Source organism: Halomonas huangheensis, from assembly GCF_001431725.1.
Lineage (GTDB): Bacteria > Pseudomonadota > Gammaproteobacteria > Pseudomonadales > Halomonadaceae > Halomonas > Halomonas huangheensis.
The window spans coordinates 3,800,444-3,819,762 of the sequence record NZ_CP013106.1; the positions used below are offsets into that span (position 1 = coordinate 3,800,444).

At 58.8% G+C, this 19,319-nt stretch carries 20 protein-coding genes; 10 read left to right on the forward strand and 10 right to left on the reverse strand.

The features are described from left to right. The first annotated feature begins 76 nt into the window (after nt 1-76). The 5 genes from AR456_RS16445 to lysM all read left to right on the forward strand — a co-directional run bounded on the left by AR456_RS16445 (nt 77) and on the right by lysM (nt 5,387). A complete protein-coding gene (locus tag AR456_RS16445; protein WP_021818240.1) occupies nt 77-283 on the forward strand; it encodes a dodecin in 207 nt (68 codons plus the stop codon). 219 nt (nt 284-502) lie between these two features. Next, nucleotides 503-1,876, forward strand: a complete 1,374-nt coding sequence (trkA, locus tag AR456_RS16450) for a Trk system potassium transporter TrkA (RefSeq protein WP_021818239.1) — start codon at nt 503-505, stop codon at nt 1,874-1,876. A gap of 46 nt (nt 1,877-1,922) precedes the next feature. Then, nucleotides 1,923-3,371, forward strand: coding sequence for a TrkH family potassium uptake protein (locus tag AR456_RS16455; RefSeq protein ID WP_021818238.1), 1,449 nt, complete (start codon nt 1,923-1,925; stop codon nt 3,369-3,371). Nucleotides 3,372-3,501: 130 nt separating this feature from the next. Then, a complete protein-coding gene (locus AR456_RS16460; RefSeq protein ID WP_021818237.1) occupies nt 3,502-4,728 on the forward strand; it encodes a TraB/GumN family protein in 1,227 nt (408 codons plus the stop codon). A gap of 206 nt (nt 4,729-4,934) precedes the next feature. After that, nucleotides 4,935-5,387, forward strand: coding sequence for a peptidoglycan-binding protein LysM (gene lysM, locus AR456_RS16465; RefSeq protein WP_417935318.1), 453 nt, complete (start codon nt 4,935-4,937; stop codon nt 5,385-5,387). 111 nt (nt 5,388-5,498) lie between these two features. Here the strand turns inward: lysM and AR456_RS16470 are convergent, their stop codons facing one another. From AR456_RS16470 to AR456_RS16485, 4 genes are all read right to left on the reverse strand, one after another. Further along, nucleotides 5,499-6,281, reverse strand: coding sequence for a tRNA-uridine aminocarboxypropyltransferase (locus tag AR456_RS16470; RefSeq protein ID WP_021818235.1), 783 nt, complete (start codon nt 6,279-6,281; stop codon nt 5,499-5,501). An 82-nt stretch (nt 6,282-6,363) separates the two neighbouring features. Beyond that, nucleotides 6,364-7,089, reverse strand: coding sequence for an SIR2 family NAD-dependent protein deacylase (locus tag AR456_RS16475; protein ID WP_021818234.1), 726 nt, complete (start codon nt 7,087-7,089; stop codon nt 6,364-6,366). A gap of 91 nt (nt 7,090-7,180) precedes the next feature. Further along, nucleotides 7,181-8,923 carry a bifunctional isocitrate dehydrogenase kinase/phosphatase gene (aceK, locus tag AR456_RS16480; RefSeq protein ID WP_021818233.1) on the reverse strand — a complete coding sequence of 581 codons (1,743 nt, stop codon included), beginning with the start codon at nt 8,921-8,923 and terminating at the stop codon, nt 7,181-7,183. A 167-nt stretch (nt 8,924-9,090) separates the two neighbouring features. Continuing rightward, the gene (locus tag AR456_RS16485; RefSeq protein WP_021818232.1) at nt 9,091-10,569 is read right to left on the reverse strand and encodes a TrkH family potassium uptake protein; all 1,479 of its coding nucleotides are present in this window, start codon (nt 10,567-10,569) and stop codon (nt 9,091-9,093) included. Between the two features lie 135 nt (nt 10,570-10,704). On the opposite strand from AR456_RS16485, the gene AR456_RS16490 reads away from it, so the two are divergent. Genes AR456_RS16490 through AR456_RS16500 form a run of 3 tightly spaced genes read left to right on the forward strand, consistent with a single transcriptional unit; the run spans nt 10,705 to nt 12,600 of the window. After that, the gene (locus AR456_RS16490; protein ID WP_021818231.1) at nt 10,705-11,505 is read left to right on the forward strand and encodes a pseudouridine synthase; all 801 of its coding nucleotides are present in this window, start codon (nt 10,705-10,707) and stop codon (nt 11,503-11,505) included. Further along, on the forward strand, nt 11,502-12,314 hold the full coding sequence (tcdA, locus tag AR456_RS16495) for a tRNA cyclic N6-threonylcarbamoyladenosine(37) synthase TcdA (protein ID WP_021818230.1): 813 nt from the start codon (nt 11,502-11,504) through the stop codon (nt 12,312-12,314). The genes AR456_RS16490 and tcdA overlap by 4 nt, the downstream gene beginning before the upstream one ends. A gap of 52 nt (nt 12,315-12,366) precedes the next feature. Then, nucleotides 12,367-12,600 carry a DUF1653 domain-containing protein gene (locus tag AR456_RS16500; protein WP_021818229.1) on the forward strand — a complete coding sequence of 78 codons (234 nt, stop codon included), beginning with the start codon at nt 12,367-12,369 and terminating at the stop codon, nt 12,598-12,600. A 188-nt stretch (nt 12,601-12,788) separates the two neighbouring features. Here AR456_RS16500 and bfr read toward each other — a convergent pair whose 3' ends face one another. The 3 genes from bfr to AR456_RS16515 all read right to left on the reverse strand — a co-directional run bounded on the left by bfr (nt 12,789) and on the right by AR456_RS16515 (nt 14,508). After that, nucleotides 12,789-13,274, reverse strand: coding sequence for a bacterioferritin (gene bfr / locus AR456_RS16505; protein WP_021818228.1), 486 nt, complete (start codon nt 13,272-13,274; stop codon nt 12,789-12,791). Between the two features lie 199 nt (nt 13,275-13,473). After that, a complete protein-coding gene (locus tag AR456_RS16510; protein ID WP_021818227.1) occupies nt 13,474-13,680 on the reverse strand; it encodes a (2Fe-2S)-binding protein in 207 nt (68 codons plus the stop codon). Between the two features lie 177 nt (nt 13,681-13,857). Continuing rightward, nucleotides 13,858-14,508, reverse strand: a complete 651-nt coding sequence (locus tag AR456_RS16515; protein ID WP_021818226.1) for a pyridoxamine 5'-phosphate oxidase family protein — start codon at nt 14,506-14,508, stop codon at nt 13,858-13,860. A gap of 80 nt (nt 14,509-14,588) precedes the next feature. On the opposite strand from AR456_RS16515, the gene pdxR reads away from it, so the two are divergent. After that, complete coding sequence (pdxR, locus tag AR456_RS16520; RefSeq protein ID WP_021818225.1) at nt 14,589-16,145, forward strand: MocR-like pyridoxine biosynthesis transcription factor PdxR; 1,557 nt, start codon at nt 14,589-14,591, stop codon at nt 16,143-16,145. On the opposite strand, the gene AR456_RS16525 is transcribed toward pdxR, so the two are convergent. Then, nucleotides 16,136-16,618: an RDD family protein gene (locus tag AR456_RS16525; RefSeq protein ID WP_021818224.1), complete on the reverse strand. Its 483-nt coding sequence runs from the start codon at nt 16,616-16,618 to the stop codon at nt 16,136-16,138. The two genes, pdxR and AR456_RS16525, sit on opposite strands and share 10 nt — an antisense overlap. Here AR456_RS16525 and AR456_RS21160 point away from each other — a divergent pair. After that, a complete protein-coding gene (locus tag AR456_RS21160) occupies nt 16,607-16,852 on the forward strand; it encodes a hypothetical protein (RefSeq protein WP_082599720.1) in 246 nt (81 codons plus the stop codon). The two genes, AR456_RS16525 and AR456_RS21160, sit on opposite strands and share 12 nt — an antisense overlap. Nucleotides 16,853-16,915: 63 nt before the next feature. Here AR456_RS21160 and lptG read toward each other — a convergent pair whose 3' ends face one another. Continuing rightward, nucleotides 16,916-17,980, reverse strand: coding sequence for an LPS export ABC transporter permease LptG (gene lptG, locus AR456_RS16530; RefSeq protein ID WP_021818222.1), 1,065 nt, complete (start codon nt 17,978-17,980; stop codon nt 16,916-16,918). Beyond that, nucleotides 17,977-19,059 (reverse strand): LPS export ABC transporter permease LptF, encoded by a 1,083-nt coding sequence (gene lptF / locus AR456_RS16535; RefSeq protein WP_021818221.1) that lies wholly within the window; start codon nt 19,057-19,059, stop codon nt 17,977-17,979. Before lptF ends, lptG begins: the two co-directional genes overlap by 4 nt. Between the last annotated feature and the right edge of the window lie 260 nt (nt 19,060-19,319).

Below are 19,319 nucleotides of genomic sequence, written 5' to 3' on the forward strand. Positions count from 1 at the left end.
TGTGCGGCTCAACGCAAGGTATCGCCCGGCGCTGCGTCGTCATGCAGCACCTCTCTCGACTTTCAAGGGAAACAACATGAGCCAGCACGTCTACAAGCACATCGAACTGACCGGTTCATCGGAGATCAGCATCGAGGATGCCATCCAACGCGCTATCTCTCGTGCCTCGGAGAGCATCCACAATATGCGCTGGTTTGAAGTACTCGACACCCGTGGACACATCGAGAACGGCCGTGTCGCCCACTGGCAGGTAACGCTCAAGGTCGGCTTCACGCTCGACTGACAGCTTGCACTGTTCACGACGCGGCCCCCGTGCAATGGCACAGCCGTCTCCCGGCTGTGCTTGATGCGCTCCCGTGCCTGTTCCACGGTTGTCAGCCAGGGTATGCTGGCCGCCACATTGCGGCGTGTTGGAGCTCCATCATGCTGATATCGCCACTGAATACGGCATATCAGGGCAGGGGCACCGGGCGCTGGATCAATCGCTGCGGATAAAACGACGATGAAGATCATCATTCTCGGCGCCGGCCAGGTCGGCGGCACTCTGGCAGAACACCTGGCACGTGAAGAGAACGACATCACGGTAGTGGACACCGAAGGTGAAAAGCTCCGCGAGCTGCATACCCGTCTCGACATCCGCACCGTCATCGGTCCCGCTTCCTACCCCATGGTATTGCGTCAGGCGGGCTGTGAAGACGCCGATATGTTGATCGCGGTGACCAACTCCGACGAAGTCAACATGATTGCCTGTCAGGTCGCCCATACCCTGTTCCGCACCCCGACCAAGATCGCCCGCGTGCGTGCTACGGCCTACCTGACACGCAAGGGGTTGTTCGCCCACGAAGCCGTACCGATCGACGTGCTGATCAGTCCCGAACAGGTGGTCACGGACCATATCCGTCGCCTGATCGAGCACCCTGGTGCGCTGCAGGTTCTCGAGTTCGCCGGAGGCCTCGTGCAACTGGTGGCGGTCAAAGCCTTCTATGGCGGTCCACTGGTTGGCCAGGAATTGGGCTTCCTGCGTCGCCACATGCCCAGCGTCGATACTCGAGTCGCAGCCATCTATCGCCGCAACCGGCCTATCATCCCGCGTGGCGATACGGTCATCGAAGCCGACGATGAAGTGTTCTTCATCGCCGCTCGTCGTGATATCCGCGCGGTAATGAGCGAACTACGCCGCCTTGATCGTGATTTCCGACGTGTGATCATTGCCGGTGGTGGCAACATCGGTGAGCGCCTTGCCGAGCACCTCGAGCACAGCCACCAGGTCAAGATGATCGAGCACAATCTCGAGCGTTGTACCCAGCTGTCCGAGCGCCTCGATCGCACCGTGGTGCTGCATGGCAGTGCCACCAGCAAGCGTCTACTTGAAGAAGAGAATATCGAAGACTGCGATATCTTCTGCGCTCTGACCAATGACGATGAGGTCAACATCATGTCATCGATGCTGGCCAAGCGCATGGGCGCCAAGAAGGTTCTGACGCTGATCAACAACGCAGCCTATGTCGACCTCGTTCAGGGTGGCGAGATCGATATCGCCATCTCTCCCCAGCAGGCCACGATAGGGAGCTTGCTGACCCACGTCCGGCGTGGCGATATCGTCAATGTCCACTCGCTGCGCCGTGGTGCCGCCGAAGCGATCGAGGCGATTGCCCATGGTGACCGGCAATCATCACGCGTCGTCGGGCGCGCCATCGGCGATATCGAACTGCCCGCGGGCACGACCATCGGCGCAATCGTACGCGGCAAGGAGGTACTGATCGCTCATGACGACGTGGTCGTCGAGAGTGGCGATCACGTGATCCTGTTCGTGATCGACAAACGCCGTATTCGTGACGTCGAACGACTCTTCCAGGTAGGGCTGTCCTTCTTTTGATGCGCAAACAACAGGCAAGGCGTAGTTCACGGATCAGGAGGGACACATGAGCCTGCGCATGATTCTGCGCATACTCGGGCTGCTGCTGATGATGTTCAGCCTGACCATGGTGCCGCCCATCCTCATATCGCTGCTGTTCGGCGACCACATGTGGTATGCCTTCGTCGTGGCCATAGGCATCACGGTGCTGACCGGCGCCCTGATGTTCCTGCCCAATCGCAAGGCACGCCGCGAGCTGCGCACCCGCGACGGCTTCCTGATCGCGGCGATGTTCTGGACCGTGCTCGGCCTGTTCGGCTCGCTGCCATTGATGCTTACTGGCGATCTGGCGCTGACGCCCACCGATGCCATCTTCGAGTCTTTCTCGGGGCTGACCACCACCGGTGCCACCGTGATCACCGGCATCGAGTTCCTGCCCGAATCGATCCTCTACTATCGCCAGCAGCTGCAATGGCTCGGCGGTATGGGGATCGTGGTGCTGGCGGTGGCGATCCTGCCGACGCTGGGCGTTGGCGGCATGGCCCTGTATCGCACCGAAATCCCGGGGCCGCTCAAGGACTCCAAGCTGACCCCCCGCATCACCGAAACCGCCAAGGCACTCTGGTACATCTATGCGGCTCTGACCGTTACCTGCATGCTGGCGTACATGGCGACGGGCATGGGCTGGTTCGATGCCTTGTCACACAGCTTCTCGACCGTGGCCATTGGCGGCTTTTCCACCTATGACGGCAGCATCGGCCACTTCGACAGCGCAGCCATCGAACTGGTCTGCGTGGTATTCATGCTGGTTTCAGCGATGAGTTTCAGCCTGCACTTCATCGCCTGGCGCGAACGTAGCTTGCGTCACTATCTGGCTGACCCCGAAGCTCGCTTTCTGCTGCTCTACCTCAGCGGCCTGGTGGCAATCACAGTGGTGGGACTATGGCTGACCGGAACCTCGGATACCCTCGAGGGGCTCCGACATGGGCTGTTCGAAGTGGTCTCGGTAGCCACCACCTCCGGCTTCTCGGTCGCCGACTTCTCGACCTGGCCAGGCGCCTTGCCACTGCTGCTGTTCATGGCTGCCTTTGTTGGCGCCAGCTCCGGCTCCACGGGCGGCGGCATAAAGGTGATCCGTATTATTCTGATCATCAAGCAAGGCATGCGTGAGGTCATGCGCCTGATCCATCCCAATGCGGTGATTGCGGTCAAGGTCGGCAAGGTCAGCGTGCCGGACAGCATCGCCCAGGCGGTATGGGGCTTCTTCTCGGCCTATGTGCTGCTGTTCTTTCTGATGATGGCCGGCGTCATGGCAACGGGTGTTGATCAGATCACAGCGTGGTCAACCGTGGGCTCAGCGCTCAACAACCTCGGCCCTGCGCTGGGTGATGCCAGTCTGCACTATGGTGACCTGCCCTCGGCTGCCAAATGGATTCTGGTACTGGCAATGCTGATGGGCCGCCTGGAAATCTTCACCGTTCTGGTACTGTTCACTCCGGCGTTCTGGCGTAAATAGGGAAACATTGCAGAACAACCCGGCTCATTGCAGCCTGCGACCTTACGGCGTTTGGCGTACCCACCGGGTTCATGGATAATCAACCCCTCATTCTTGTACGAGCCCTTCAGGTTCTGGCGGAAACAGGTTCATGACGGAAACAGCGCTAGCCGAACCGGCGGCTCAGACTCATACCGGCCCGCGCCGCGATATAAGCGTCGGCGATACCGTATTCACACTGCTCGGCACAGCCCATGTCAGTGCCGAGAGTGCCAATGAAGTGCGTGAGCTGATCGATTCAGGTGAGTTCGACGCCGTAGCCATCGAGCTATGTGACGCCCGTCACAGCAATCTGGCCAACCCCGACGCACTGGCCGAACAGGATCTGTTCGAGATCTTTCGTCAGGGCAAGGCCGGCATGGTCGCCGCCAATCTGGCCCTCGGTGCCTTCCAGCAACGGATTGCCGAACAATCCGGTATCGAACCGGGTGCCGAGATGCGCGCCGCTCTGGAAGCCAGCCAGCGCCATGAGTTGCCGTTGCTGCTGATTGATCGTGATGTGGGTATTACCCTCAAGCGCATTTACCAGAACGTTCCCTGGTGGCAGCGAACCACACTGATCTCGGGGTTGCTCGGCAGCGTCCTTTCACGGCAGGAAGTCTCCGCCGAGGACGTCGAGAAACTCAAGCAAGGGGATGTGCTGGAATCCACTTTCAGCGAGTTTGCCAGCGAGTCGGAAACCCTCTACACCCCATTGATCAGCGAGCGTGACCGCTACATGGTCATGCGCCTCGCACAACAGTGCCCCCCCGGTAAATTCACGCGAGTGCTGGTGGTCATCGGCGCAGGCCACCTCAAAGGCATGGCTGAGCACCTCGAAGGTCCTGCCAGTACAGAGCCCGAAAAGGAAATCGCTGAACTCGAGGCGATCCGACCGCGTTCCGGCATCTGGAAGTGGATTCCCTGGCTGATCACCGCCCTGGTGCTGACAGGCTTCGCCATCGGCTTCTCACGCAATACCGATCTTGGTTGGCAGTTGGTCGGTGAATGGTTTGTCATCAACGGCGTGCTGGCCGGTATCGGTACGCTTATCGCCCTCGCTCACCCGATAACGATTATTGCGACGGTGTTTGCCGCACCCTTGACCTCGCTCAATCCCACCATCGGTGCCGGCTTCGTTGCCGCTGGGGTCGAGTTGGCCATGCGCAAACCCAAGGTCAGGGACTTCTCGACCCTACGCCATGACGTCACATCCCTGAAGGGCTGGTGGCGAAACCGCGTATCGCGCACGTTGCTGGTGTTCATCGGCGCCACCATAGGCTCCGCTGCGGGCACCTGGATCGCAGGCTTGAAGATCGCCGGTAGCCTGCTGGGCTGATATCTCCCGCTTCTGGCCCTCAGCATGCAATCAGGCAAACGCTACGTCACTGCCTGATTGCATGCCTGGACTCTGCATACTTCCCCTCACACCTGCCTCGAAAACCGGAATTCTCCTACCCTGCGCGTGGTTGTTGCGTGCTTGCCGATATTGGTCAGACAACGTCATATAAAGCCTGGTCAACAATCGAGGTATCCGAGATGGGCATGTTTGATTTTGTGAAGTCGGTGGGAGAGAAGCTGGGTGTCGGTGAGAATCAGGCTCCCGAGGCCAAGGTGCTCAAGAGCGCACTCGATGCTCTGGGCCTCGGCACCGACAAGGTGGATGTTGATGTCGAGGGTGACAAGGTGGTGCTGAAAGGTGAAGTCGCCGAGCAGTCTGCCTTCGAGAAAGCCATCGTCGCCGTGGGTAATACCCTGGGCATTTCCAGGGTCGAGGCACAGGAACTCAAGGTCAGTGATTCCGGCACCACAGGCAAGGAACCGGTGTTCTACACAGTCAAATCCGGTGACAACCTCTGGAAGATTGCAGAAGCCAATTACGGCCAGGGCAAGGGCGGCAACTACACCCTTATCTTCGACGCCAACAAGCCAATGTTGTCTGATCCTGACAAGATCTATCCCGGTCAGGTACTGCGCATCCCTGAACTGAAAGACTGAAACTGAAACCCGAACTTGAAGACCGAACTTGAAGACCGAACTGAAAGCCCAGGCCGGTTGGTCAAACAGCCAGTTGATCAGATGGTCAGGCCCGAAGAGCCTGGCCTCCTTTCAAGCACGCCGCGCCAGCAGGCGTTGCATGGCTGGCGTCGGCTCATCGATGCGTTCGTACCCCCGACTGGCAGCATAGCTTTCATTGAAGGCGTCAAAATAATCATCAAGCGTGTTCGCCGCCTCCCCTTCTCCAGCTTGACGCAGCAACTCAGCAGCAACTTCCGCAGTACAGAGATGTGATTCCGAGGCAGGCTTGCGTAGACGGTAGCGAGTCAGGCGCTCCGTATGCAGCGGCAATACCGGCAGCGTATCCAGATAGGGGCTCTTGCGGAAGATGCGTCGCGCCTGACGCCAGGTGCCATCCAGCAGGATCAGCACCGGGATGCGCTCACTCGCCACCTCGCGTACTGCGTCAATGGTGACGACACGGTGAACGTAATCCGGCTGATCGTCCGGGAACACCACAAAGGGAGCATAGCGTGGGTCAGCCAGTAGACCCAGCAACTCAGGGTCCGGCGTGGTGCGATACCAGGTGAACACCCGCGTCGGCGCCAGTACATCCTTGATCAGCCGCCCAGTGTTGGTTGGCTTGTAGTGTTCAATCGGATGGGTAATCAACCAGACCTGCACGCGGCTTTCGGCCATGGACTGGTAAGGGCACAGGCAATTCAGCTCCGGCAGGTTACAGCCCTCGCAGCGCGTGACAAAAGCGCCACGCGCCTTGAATTCACGGCGAGGAGGACACGGATGGTCCGTCACTGGATCGCGTCCCGAGGAATTCGGTTCCTCGCGATCAGCGTGATCGCTGGTGCTGTTGTCCAGCTGCGGAGTTGGCGACATCGATACGACTACTCGAGAGATAATGTGGGCGCGTAGTCTAGCACGCTCACCGTGACTCAGAGGTCTCGGACAAGGTCATGGCTCATGGCATAGGCGGCACGAACAACCGTGCATCCCGCTGCCACTGCCGCACCAACGCTGGAACGCCTTCACCCGCAGCAGTCACCCAGCGAACGACTCCCGGAGGTGCCTGCAACTGCTCATCCGGATCGACCAGGATGCACTCAGCATCCAACGACAGCTCGTTGACCAGTGCCGCAGCCGGCATCACCGCCAGTGAGGTACCGACCACCAGCAGCAGGTCTGCTTCGGCGACTATCTCGCATGCTTCGGGATAGGCGGGTACCGCTTCACCGAACCACACCACGTCAGGCCGTAGCTGGCTGCCCTGATCACAGACATCGCCAATAGCGATGTTGTCCCGGCCCAGCGGATAGCGCATACGCGGATTGACCGAAGAGCGCGCCATCATGATCTCGCCGTGCAGGTGCAGCACGTTGCGCGACCCGGCACGCTCATGTAGATCATCGATGTTCTGGGTAATGATGTTGACCTCAAAACCACGCGCCTCAAGGTTGGCCAACGCACGATGAGCGGCATTGGGGCGCGCCGCTCGGACCTGATCGCGGCGTGCATCATAGAAGCTCAATACCCGTGCGGGGTCCCGCGTCCAGGCCTCGGGGGTCGCGACATCCTCGATTCGGTGGTCCGCCCATAACCCATCATGGGCACGAAAGGTCTGGATACCACTCTCGGCGCTGATACCGGCACCGGTCAACACCACCAGATGGGGAGGCTTGTGCGTCATGCGTTCCTCTCGGAAGCAGCACGCCTTCTCACCAGATCAGACACCGAGGTCACCAGATCAGACACCGAGGTCACCAGATCAGACACCGGGGTCACCAGGTCAGACCACCGGGCTCCCGGGAAAAGCGCTGCTTGTTACGATACGGGTAGACATCAATTACCTGGCCATGGTTGATGGCCTGTTGCAGTCCCTTCCAGTAATCGGCGTCGAACAGCTCGGAATGCAGTTCGTAGAACAACTTGCGCAAGCGCACGTCCGCAAACAGGAAGGGGCCAAACTCCTCGGGGAAAATATCATTGGGGCCCACCGAGTACCAGGGTTCATCGGCCAGCTCCTGCTCCGGATACAGCGGCTCGGGAATATGGCGGAAGTTGCACTCGGTCAGATAGCAGACCTCGTCATAGTCGTAGAAGATCACCCGTCCATGCCGAGTGACACCGAAGTTCTTCAGCAACATGTCACCCGGAAAGATATTGGCGGCCGCCATCTGTTTGATGGCGTTACCGTAATCCTTGAGTACGGCTCGCATTTCATCTTCGTCACATTGCTCGATATACAGGTTGAGCGGCGTCATCATGCGTTCGGTATAGCAGTGTTTGATGATGACCTTGTCGTCCTTGAGATAGACCGTGGAAGGCGCCACTCGCAGCAGCTCCTCAAGACAGTCCGGGTCGAAGTGATCACGCCGCGACACCAGGTAGGAAAACTCCTGGGTATCGGCCATCCGTCCGACCCGGTCGTGACGCTTGACCAGACTGTACTTGTCACGCACGTTGTCGCGGCTCATATCCTTGCTCGGATCGAAGCGATCCTTGATGATCTTGAACACCGTACGGTGCGACGGCAGCATGAACACCGCCATCACCATGCCCCGCACCCCGGGGGCAATGATGAATTTGTCCTCGCGGCGCGCAATCTGATGATTGAGCGCACGGAAGAACTCACTCTTGCCATGTTTGAAGAAGCCAATCGCGGCATACAGCTCGCTGATCGGCTTGTCCGGCATCAGCACCTGTAGATAATTGACGAACTCCCCCGGCACGGTGGCATCCACCTGGAAATAGACCCTGGTGAACGAGAAGATGATCGATACCTCATCGGGCTCGATAACCACAGTGTCCAGACGTAGCCCTCTGTCGTCCTCGTGGAGGATAGGCAACACCAGCGGCACCTGCTCCTCTCCATTGACGATCCTTCCCACAAGATAGGCGCCCTTGTTGCGATAGAAGACGCTCTTGAGCAGCTCGACCTCGACATTCTCGCCATCACACAGGCTGGCCGGCAGGTTCGCTTCGAGGAACTGCTGCGCCAGGTCGCTGCAGCGTTCGATATCGACGAAAGGCACCTCGAAATCCGCACCGCTCAGGGCAGCACGAATCGCCTGCGCCCAATCACCTTCCACCGGATGATGACGACACAGCTCGATACCGGAATGATGTGGCGCGCCAGCGCGCGAGGAATAGACGAACATCCAATCATCACGAATATGGCGGTGATGGAAGATCGAGCAGAACATCGAATTGAAATAGGTCTCGGCAAGCTCATAGTCGAGACGCTGATCGATCAACTGTGAATAGTGATGTTTGGCTTCGCGCCAGCACTCGCAGTGCGTCAGGATGTCGTGCTCGAAAGTTCGTCGCACACGGGCCAGAGTCTCATCGACCTTCTGTTGATAGAGATCGATCCGCTCGGCGGATGCCTGCTGGGCTTCACGCCAGGCGGCATCTTGAAAGCGCCGTCGGGCATCGAGGGTGATCTGCTTGAAGCGCGAACGATACTCATCAAAACCATGCAGGATGGTGGCGGCAAGACGATAGGCAGGGGACAGAGTCATCAGCAAGGCTCCCGACGGCAGTCACATCAGAGTGAAGGCCGCCGCCGGTTTCGGCGAGACGACCTTGGTCGTCTTTCATGTTGCTCCGCAACATGGCCCAGTACCAAACCATCTGCTTAAAAGCGCACAACATTCGGGCTACGAGCTTCGAGCAGGCCTTTCTGGCGCTACTTCCGCCAGAACATCGGCGTCAGCAGGACCAGCACCGTCAGAATCTCCAGACGCCCCAGCAGCATGCCGCCACACAGCAGCCACTTGGCGGAATCCGGCAGCGAGGAGAAATTACCGGAGGGACCAATCACATCCCCCATACCCGGTCCGACATTGGTGACTGCCGTCATCGCACCGGTCAAGGCGGTTACCAGGTCCAGCCCAAGCAGTGCCAGCGCCAACGCCAGTCCTGCGATGGTCAGGAAGAAGAAGAACGAGAAGGCCACCACACCACGCGTAATTTCATCGGTGAGCGGCATGCCGTTATAGCGTGAGGCAAAGACCCCATGGGTATGAATCAGGAAGCGCAACTGGCTGAGCAGCATCTTGATGCCGACCTGGAAGCGGAATACCTTCATGCCACCACTGGTCGAGCCGCTGCAGCCGCCGACAAAGGTCAAGTAGAAGAATGCCATGGCGGCAAAGGGCCCCCACAGCGTGTAGTCATCACTGGCATAGCCGGTGGTGGTCACCACCGAAACAACGTTGAAGGCGGTCTGTGTCAGTGAGTCGAAGGCCTGCGCACCATGCCAGATCCGATACAGCGTGATGGCGCCGATCACCACCACCAACAGCATGACCAGACCGCGCACCTGCTCATCCCGCCACAGGGCAAGAGGCGCACCGCGCAACGCACGGATATAGAGCACGAATGGCAGAGCGCCGCCCAGCATGACGAACGTGGACATCCACAACAATTGTGGCTGATCGGCATAAGCGCCAAAGGAAGCATCGGAATTGGCAAAGCCACCCGTGGAAACGGATGTCATCGCGTGCACCACCGCATCCAGAGGCAACATGCCTCCTATCCAGTAGGCCACGATCGCGCCCAGCGTTCCGATGGCATAAATGGCCAACGTCGCCTTGGCGATACCCCCTGTGCGTGGCATGACCTTGTCTGACCAATCCGATGACTCGGTCTGGAACAAGCGCATACCACCGACCTTGAGGAATGGCAGAATGGCGATGCCCATGACAATGATGCCGATACCACCCAGCCACTGCATCAATCCACGCCATAGCTTGAGACCATCGGAGAGATTCTCGATGCCGACAAGGATGGTCGAGCCGGTGGTAGTGATCGCCGAAACGGACTCGAATACCGCATTGGTCAGGCTGAGTTGGGGCGCACCGAGAATCAACGGCAGACTGGCGAAGCCACTGATGGTGACCCAACTGAGTGAGGTCAGCACAAACATCTGCTGAGTCTTGAGCTCTACTGACACTCTCCAGCAGGCCCACAGCGACAGCACTGACGATGTCAGCACGATCAGTATCGAGGCCGCGAATGCCCTGGCATCAGGGTCTCGCTCGAACAGCAGCACGACCAACGGCACTACCATCAGCAGTGCCAGCACCAGCCATAGTACCGCCAGCACCTTGAGTACTGGTGCCCAGTCCCTCAGCAAGCGCACTACCTGTGAGCCCTGCGCCATTTCCTGACCTCATTGTTCGATAACGGCTATCGGCGCCCATCATAGACCAAAGACCAACAAAAGCGAGTCCCCAGGATGACAGCCTGCCGCTCTACAGCGACAATAGCCCACCGCTGATCCATTGTCGGAAGTTTCATGTCGCAGCCACTGCCCATCCTCTATCAGGACGACCATCTTGTCGCCGTACACAAGCCGGCCGGGATGCTGGTGCACCGCAGCCCGCTGGCCACTGACGCCAGCGAGTTTCTGGTGCAGCGTCTGCGCGATCAGATCGGGCAACGCGTCTATCCCGTGCATCGCCTCGACCGTCCGACTTCGGGCATCATCCTGTTTGCCCTGTCATCGAATATCGCCTCGCGGTTGTCCCAGAGCTTCAGCGAGCACCAGATCGACAAACGCTACCTTGCGGTAGTGAGAGGCGTTGGCCCCGTCGAGCAGTGTATCAACCGCCCATTGCGTGAAGAGGATGGCATCCGTCCCAAGGCCGAGATGCCGGCCATGGACGCTGTCACAGAAGTGCGCCGACTCGATAGTGTCGAATTGCCGGTGCAGGTCGACCGCTATCCGCAGACACGCTATTCACTGATGGCGGTGCACCCATTGAGTGGTCGTCGCCACCAGATCCGACGTCATCTTTCCGGCATCGGTTACCCGATCATCGGCGATGCCAAGCATGGCAAGGGCAACCACAATCGTTTCTTCCGCGACCGGCTGGACTGTGGCCGCCTGCTGCTCAGCGCCACAAGCCTGCGCTTCGAGCACCCCGTTCTCCGTACTTCGCTCACACTGATCTGTCCGCTGGATGCCTGTATGACTCAGCTCTTCGCACGATTCGGCTGGAATGCGCATCTTCCGCGCCCGGCGCCATCCCCCTGTTCAGCAACCCCGTATTCAGCCTCCGCCTGTTCAGCATCTCCCGAGGTCCCCCATCCATGACCGAGACTTCCTCGCCATCAGCGGCTCATCAGGACCAGGATTACGATCTGCGTTTTGGCGGCATTCGTCGCCTCTACGGCACTCAGGCCAGTGAGCGCCTGGCCAGCGCCCATGTGGTGGTGGTTGGCGTCGGCGGTGTCGGCAGTTGGGCCGTGGAGGCACTGGCACGCTCGGGCGTCGGCAAGCTGACCCTGATTGATCTCGACGATGTCTGCGTTTCCAACGTCAACCGCCAGCTTCATGCGCTTGATGGCACTGTCGGGCGCCCCAAGGTCGAAGTACTGGCCGAACGTTGCCGTGCGATCCACCCCTCGATCGAAGTGATCGCCGATACCGCCTTCGTCACGCCAACCAATCTGGCCGAGCGCATTCCAGAGGATGCCGATCACCTGATCGACGCCATCGACAGCGTCGCTGCCAAGGCCGCTCTGATCGCCTGGTGCAAGCGTCGCAAGCTACCGATTACCGTGACCGGCGCCGCCGGCGGGCAGACCGACCCAACCCGAATCCGCGTTGCCGACCTGACTCGCACCGAGCACGACCCGCTGCTGGCCAAGGTGCGTTCGCTATTGCGTCGCGAGTACGGATTCTCACGCAACCTCAAGCGCCGCTTCAGTGTCGAGTGCGTGTATTCCGATGAACAACTGGTCTATCCTGGCGCCGATGGCGAGGTCTGCCATACCAAACCCGGTAATGGCGATGCCACTCGACTCGACTGTGCCAGCGGCTTTGGTGCCGCCACCTTCGTCACCGGAACCTTCGGCTTCGTCGCCGCCTCTCGCACTCTCGCGCGTCTTACTCGCCGCTGAACCATTCCCGGGCAGCATATGCCAGGCAAACAGGCCAAGGAGAAACTGGACAATGTCCCACGACACTTCCCTACCGCGCCCCGGTATCTATCGCCACTACAAGGGCCCTCACTACGAAGTCATGGGGGTAGCGCATCACAGTGAAACCGAGGAAGCCGTCGTGGTCTACCGCGCGCTTTACGGCGAATACGGTCTCTGGGTACGCCCGCTGTCGATGTTTACCGAGACGCTGACGATCGATGGAGAAAGCACACCGCGCTTCGCTCTGATCAAGGCCTTCACCTGATACACCACAGCCGAGTCCAGCAAACGACGCCTCTGGCAGCGACGCCTCTAAAACAACGACGCCTCTAAAACAACGACGTCACTGAAATAGAGATGTCACTGAAATAGAGACGTTACTAAAATAGAGACATCACTACGACAACGGGGAGGCCAATGGCCTCCCCGTTCATGTTTCCAGCAGTGCGAGTATTATTCTTCGCCGCCGGCTTCCTGCATCTGCTTCTGCAGGTAATTCTGCAAGCCAACCTTGTCGATCAGGCTGAGCTCAGTCTCGATGATATCGATGTGTTCTTCTTCATCGTCGAGGATCTGGCGGAACAGGTCACGGCTGACATAGTCCTTGATCTGCTCGCAGTAGGTAATCGCTTCGATCAGGTCGTTGCGCCCCGTGTGCTCAGCGGCCAGATCCGCCTCGAGCATTTCGCGCGTGTCCTCGCCGATATGCAGTTTGCCGAGATCCTGCAGATTGGGAAGCCCTTCGAGGAACAGAATTCGCTCGATCAGCACATCAGCGTGCTTCATTTCCTCGATGGATTCGTCGTATTCCCACTTGGCGAGACGTGCCAGCCCCCAGTCCTTGTACATCTTGGCATGCAGGAAGTACTGGTTGATGGCCACCAGCTCGTTGCCGAGCACGATGTTGAGATGTTCGATAACCTTGGGATCGCCTTTCATGGTGCCTCCTCCGAGCGAGTTCGCTGTCGAGGACGGCCCCTGTATCAGCAGCTCACTCCCCGCACACACTATATCGCTGGCACGGCAAAAGCCGCCTCACCAGCTCACTTGCGAACCAGTATAGGCGACTCATGAAAAACTTCAATTAAATCAGCTATTTGATAAATACAAAAGAAACGATAGTGATTGGCAATGCGGCCTAGACTGCATAGGCGAGGGATTCCACTTCGGCACTTGCCGCGTGCTGAATAGCCTCACTCGCAATCTGCTTGCCGACACATGCACATTTGCCGCACTGGGTAGCACAACCCGTCTCGCGCTGAACCTGGCGCCAACTACGAGCACCTTCGTCAACACTCTGACGGATCTGACGGTCACTGACTCCCTTGCACAGGCATACGTACATCTGATTCACCTCGCGTTTACACGATAGTGAATGTAAATGATTCCCATAGGAGAGCGCAACCTTTGTGAAAACAATTCGCATTAAAAATTTTCACCTGCCTGAATCACCGGCATTTTTTGCATAGGCTCCGCGCCATTTAGACACCAGATGCTCGTAGCTCGTAGCTGACCAACGGGGCTATATCAGCTCCTGACGCACATTGGGGCTCTGGTGCGCCATCCCCTGCTGCGAGTCCTGTTCAGGCTCCCAATGGCAGTAACGATGGACAACGCCAGCCCATACCGGCCAATCAGCATCGGCGTCATCATCATTTGGCCCCCCACTACGGCACTTGAGCGACACCTCATCCAGCGCGATCCGCACTACCCCGGTAGCCGCCAGTTCCTGGTGCGTCATCGGCCGCAACTGTTGCCAGCGACCCGGAGACACCTTATCGACGAAGCGCTGCAACTGCTGTGCCTTGTGTTCCTCATCCTCGATCCACTCGGGCGTGCCGAATACCGTCAGCGAGCGATAATTGATCGAGTGATGAAAGGCCGAGCGCGCCATGACCAAACCCTCCAGGGCACAGATATTGATCGACACCGGTTGATCGGACGCCAGATTTCGCGCCCGCCGATGACCATGCCAATAGAGATAGTCACCATCACGCCAGTGGCAGGTCGGCGTCACCACCACCTGGCTCTCTCCCCCTGAGCCCTCAACTATCTGTGCGACATGGCACATCAGCGCCTGGTCAATCAGCGCCCATGCGGCCTGCTGGTCGAAACTGGCGCGTTTAGGGCCACGCTTGATGGTCGTCAGGTCGGTTACCTTGAGTTGTGTCATCAGTGCTCTCCTCCCGTGCTGCTTGCCGGACACTCGGAGCTATACTGACTGCCCCTGGCATTGACGAGGAGATCCAGTTGATGAAAAAACAACAAGGCCAGATACCGTACAAATACGAGCACAAGCACAAGCACAAGCACAATCACGATCAGACAACGGCTGAACAGGACCATGCACAGTGGGGAGCCGCTGGTGTACGCCTCGGTTGGAGCAAGCACAACGGCCCCATCTATCGCCAGTTGATAGAGCAGATCACCGCCTCGATCGCCAGCGGCAAGCTGGTGTCCGGACAGCGCCTGCCCTCCTCGCGTGAACTGGCCACAACTCTTGGGCTTTCGCGTACCACGACCGCACGCGCACTGGACCAGTTGATCGCCGAGGGCTATCTGAACAGCGAGCCCAGACGAGGCCTGTTTGTCGCTGCCGACTTACCACCGGCACCACCACGAGCCGCAAGACGGTCTTCTGCTGGGGAACAGGCTGCCGACAGCGTGAACACCGACATCGCCAGCTTTACGTCGCTGCCGGACTATCGGCAGTTCCCTGCCCGGGCATGGGCTGCGAGCCTCCGGCGCAGTTGGCTCAAGCCATCACCCAGCCTGTTGAATGGCGATGCCAGTAGTGGGACCCACTCACTGAAGACGGCAATCGCCGACTATCTACATCAAGTCAGAGGGGTGGACTGCGAAGCACACAACATCATCGTGACCGGCGGAAATCGCGATGCGCTGAGTCTGATAACTCACGCCTTGAAACAACAGTCTCCCGAGGCTCACTGGTGGGTGGAGTCCCCCAGCTATCCACCTCTGCGGGAAACCATTCGCCATAATGTTGAGCACTGTCATTGGCTGGAACTGGATGATGACGGCCTGACGCTACCGACGGATGACACTCCAGCCATTGTCGTCGCGACGCCCTGCCAACACTTTCCTCTTGGTCAGACAATGAGCCGGGCACGACGCCAGGCATGGCAGGAGCGCTTGAGCGCCGGCAACAGCTGGTTGATCGAGGACGACTACGACAACGAGTTCCGCTATGAAGGGCTGCCGGGTGTGCCGTTGTTTCAGGCCGACCATTCCGGTCATACCCTGCTGATCGGTAGCTTCTCCAAGGTCATGTTCAAGGGGCTGAGACTCGGCTTCATCGTCACGCCACCTGCCCTGCGAGCCCGTCTGCTGGACTCCCAGAGTGCATTGGGAAATGCCGCCTCAGCGGCAATGCAACCGGCGCTGGCCGACTTCATGCGCCAGGGGCACTTCAGCCGTCACCTCAACCGGATGCGCCGTCATCAACGTCAACAGCGTGACCAGATGTGTGAGCTACTTGAAGAGTATCTAAGCGAATGGTGTCAGTGGCAGCGCCCTGCGGGAGGCATGCACCTGGTGGTTTATCTGCGGCCAGCGCTTGTCGAACAGCAGGAGCAGAACAAGCCCACCGACCAGTGGTTGGCCGACAAGCTACGCGAGGAGGCCATCAGACTGGATCCACTTTCCCGTTATTACCCATACCGCAGTGACGACAACCGTGTCCGTCAGGGGTTCGTGATCGGCTTTACCGGAGGGGAAAGCAGCAACGCACGTCGGATCCTCTCGGCGTTGCAGAAACAGCTGCAGCGAATCGGCGCTGATCAAGCCTGACGCCCGGCCTTCGGCAACACCACCACCTGTGTTCCGGAGGCGATGTCGCTCCAGCTACGCCGCTGGCCATCGAACACCACCCACCAGTGGCCAAGCCCCAGAGGAACGAGAGCGACGGCACCGACAACGAAACGAATCAGCGTCTGGCGCAGATTGATCGGAGCGCCATCAGCGGTCTGTACCCGTAGACGCCACGCCTGCATACCGAGCGTCATGCCACCACGGCGCCAGAAGAAGGCAAAGAAGAGAAAAGCCGCCAATACCAACAACAGGCGCAGCGTAAAAACCTGCATCACCCCCGCTCCCACCTCCTCCGCGGGAAGCTCGAGCAGATTGCGCACCACCACGACATGCAGCGTGGTCACCGCAATCCACACCGCCAACAACAGAAAGCTGTCGTAGACCATCGCCCCGAGACGCCGACCAAACCCCGCCGGCCAGACATCATCGAGTTGGGAAAAGTGTCGAGGCATAAGGCATCCGAAGGAAGAAGGAAGAAGGAAGAAGGAAGAAGGAAGAAGGAAGAAGGAAGAAGGAAGAAGGAAGAAGGAAGAAGGAAGAAGGAAGAAGGAAGAAGGAAGAAGGAAGAAGGAAGAAGGAAGAAGGAAGAAGGAAGAAGGAAGAAGGAAGAAGGAAGAAGGAAGACAGGCTGCGAGCCGAGAAGGGGGCTGTCAAGCTTGCCTCTGATTCGTACCTCTTTCCTCTGACCTCTTCTCTCTTCTCTGTCCTCTTACCTCTTCCCTCTTGAAACTTACCTCTTCCCTCTTTGTTTATCCCGTCTTACGCAGGAAATACAGCCCCACCACCCCACACACCAGCGTTGGCACCAGTACCGCCCAGGCCGGGGAGAAGCCGAATACGATCGATGCCGGTGCCAACAGGTCCTGAACATACTTGAAGATCAGGCCGGTGATCACGCCGTAGAACACTCGAGTTCCGGCAGCCACGGTGCGCAACGGCCCGAATACGAAGGACGCAGCGATCAGTACCAGCGAGGCCATGGTCAGTGGCAGCAGCATCTTCTGCCAGAAATACAGCAACGGCCGGGATGCCTCGAGGCCCTGCTCCTTGAGGAAGCTGGCGTAAGCCCAGAGCTCTGACGGCGATTGCGTCTCGACGTCTCGCAATAGGCGCGTCAGCTGCTGCGGAGTCAGCCGTGTATCCCAGCGCTTCACCGCCAGACGTTCGACTTCGGTGCTCTTGTCATCAATGTGCGTTACGGCAACATCCTCGAGCTGCCAATGATCGTCCATCCAGCGTGCGAGACGAGCGCTGGTGACAGACTGGAGGTTATGGTTGTCGAAGTGGTAACGGGTCAGGTCGAGTACCGTATTATCAGAGCGAATCGCACCGAAACTGTAGAAGTCATCGCCTTCGCGCTGCCAACCACCGCGCTCAGTGACCATGGCGCCTTCACCCTGCTTCTGCTGGACTCGCCAGGCATCCGCGAACTGCTCGGTTTGCGGGCTGACGAACTGAGCGATCGTCAGCACAATCACGACCACCAGAATAATCGGCTTCATCACGCCCCACAGAATGCGGGTCAGTGAACGTCCCGAAGCACGCATTACGGTCAGCTCATTGGCCGACGCCATACTGCCCAGACCGATCAATGCGCCGATCAGTACCCCCACCGGGGCATACTGATAGAAACGCCATGGCAGTCGCATGCACAAGTAGAGAAAGACATCGAGGGCTCCATAGCCGCCCTCGATGTCATTGAGATCATCGATATAAGTGATGATCAGATCGAGCCCCAGCAGCACTGCCTGCACTACCAGGATAGCGCCTAGAACGTTACGCGCGATGTAGCCATCGAGGCGATCCACAATCATCCGCTCATTCCCTTGCGTTGGGAGTGGTAGGCCAACATCAGGCCCAGCAACAGAAAGACACCGTGAATCGGCCACATGCCGATTGCAGCCGGCAGACTGCCGCTGCCGATGGCGTCCATGGCCGCCAGCAGCAAGCTGAGATAGGCAACGTACAGGAAGATCGCCGGCAGCAGCTTGGCGAAACGTCCCTGACGTGGATTGACGCGAGACAAGGGCATCGCCAGCAGCGTCAGGACGAATACCATCATCGGTGCGCCCAATCGCCACTGCAACTGAGCCTGTGCCTCCGGGTCCTCACTGTTGAACAGTTCGTTGGTCATCAGGAACTCGGCGGAGCCCGTCTCCACCACTTCCGACGCCCGCGCCAAACGCACCGCATAGGTCCCGAATTCAAGCCGTTCGGCTTCAGGAGTACCCGCTTCGATGCTGTAGCGCTCACCGTCCTCGAGTACCAGATAACGGCTGCCGGTTTCAGAATCGGTGACCTGATAGCCCAGCTCGGCACGTGTCACGGCGCTCTCAGGGGTACCATCGCTACGCGCCTGCCGCTCACTGATGAAGACTTCCTTCAATCGTCGGTCATCTTCCGCCACATCGGAGGCATAGGCGGTGCGTCCCTTGCCGAACTCCTGGAAACGTCCCGGCGCCAGCGACGAGAAATCGATCTTGCTGCGTTGCTCTTCCAGCATCAGTTCATTGTGCAAGGCACTGGATGGGGTGAGCCAGAGGCTGCAGACCCCGACCAACACAGCAACCAGTGCCGCCGGCACCAGGCTTACCGTCAGCAGACGATTGGGGCTGGTGCCGCAAGCCACCAACACCGTGATTTCACTGTTCAGATACAGCTGTCCATAGGCCAGCAGAATGCCGAGGAAGAAAGACAGCGGCAGAATCAACTCGAGGAAGCCCGGCAGGTGATAAAGCATCAACGAGCCGAGAATGCTGGCCGGAATATCGCCCTCAGCAGCGTTGGAAAAATAGCGAATGAAGCGACTACCCATTATCACCAGCAGCAGAACACCCGCCACCGCCGACATGGTGAGCAGAATCTCACGCGCTAGATAACGAAAAATGATCAATGCCTACTCCTTGCCTGGGCGACGGGCCCTACTTCCAATGAGATGCCTGCAAGCCCGGTATTCATGTCCGCTAATGCCGGTCGAGCCCAGATCGCGAATCGCTTCCGAATCGGCGCACATCTGACGATACTGTAGCGACTGCTGCTCAAGCGCACCCGAACTACTGCGGTTCGGCCCGGCCACAGGCGTCTGTCCGACCACAGGCGTCTGTCCGACCACGGGTGTCTATATAATAGTCTCGGTGATATTGCCGTCCTATA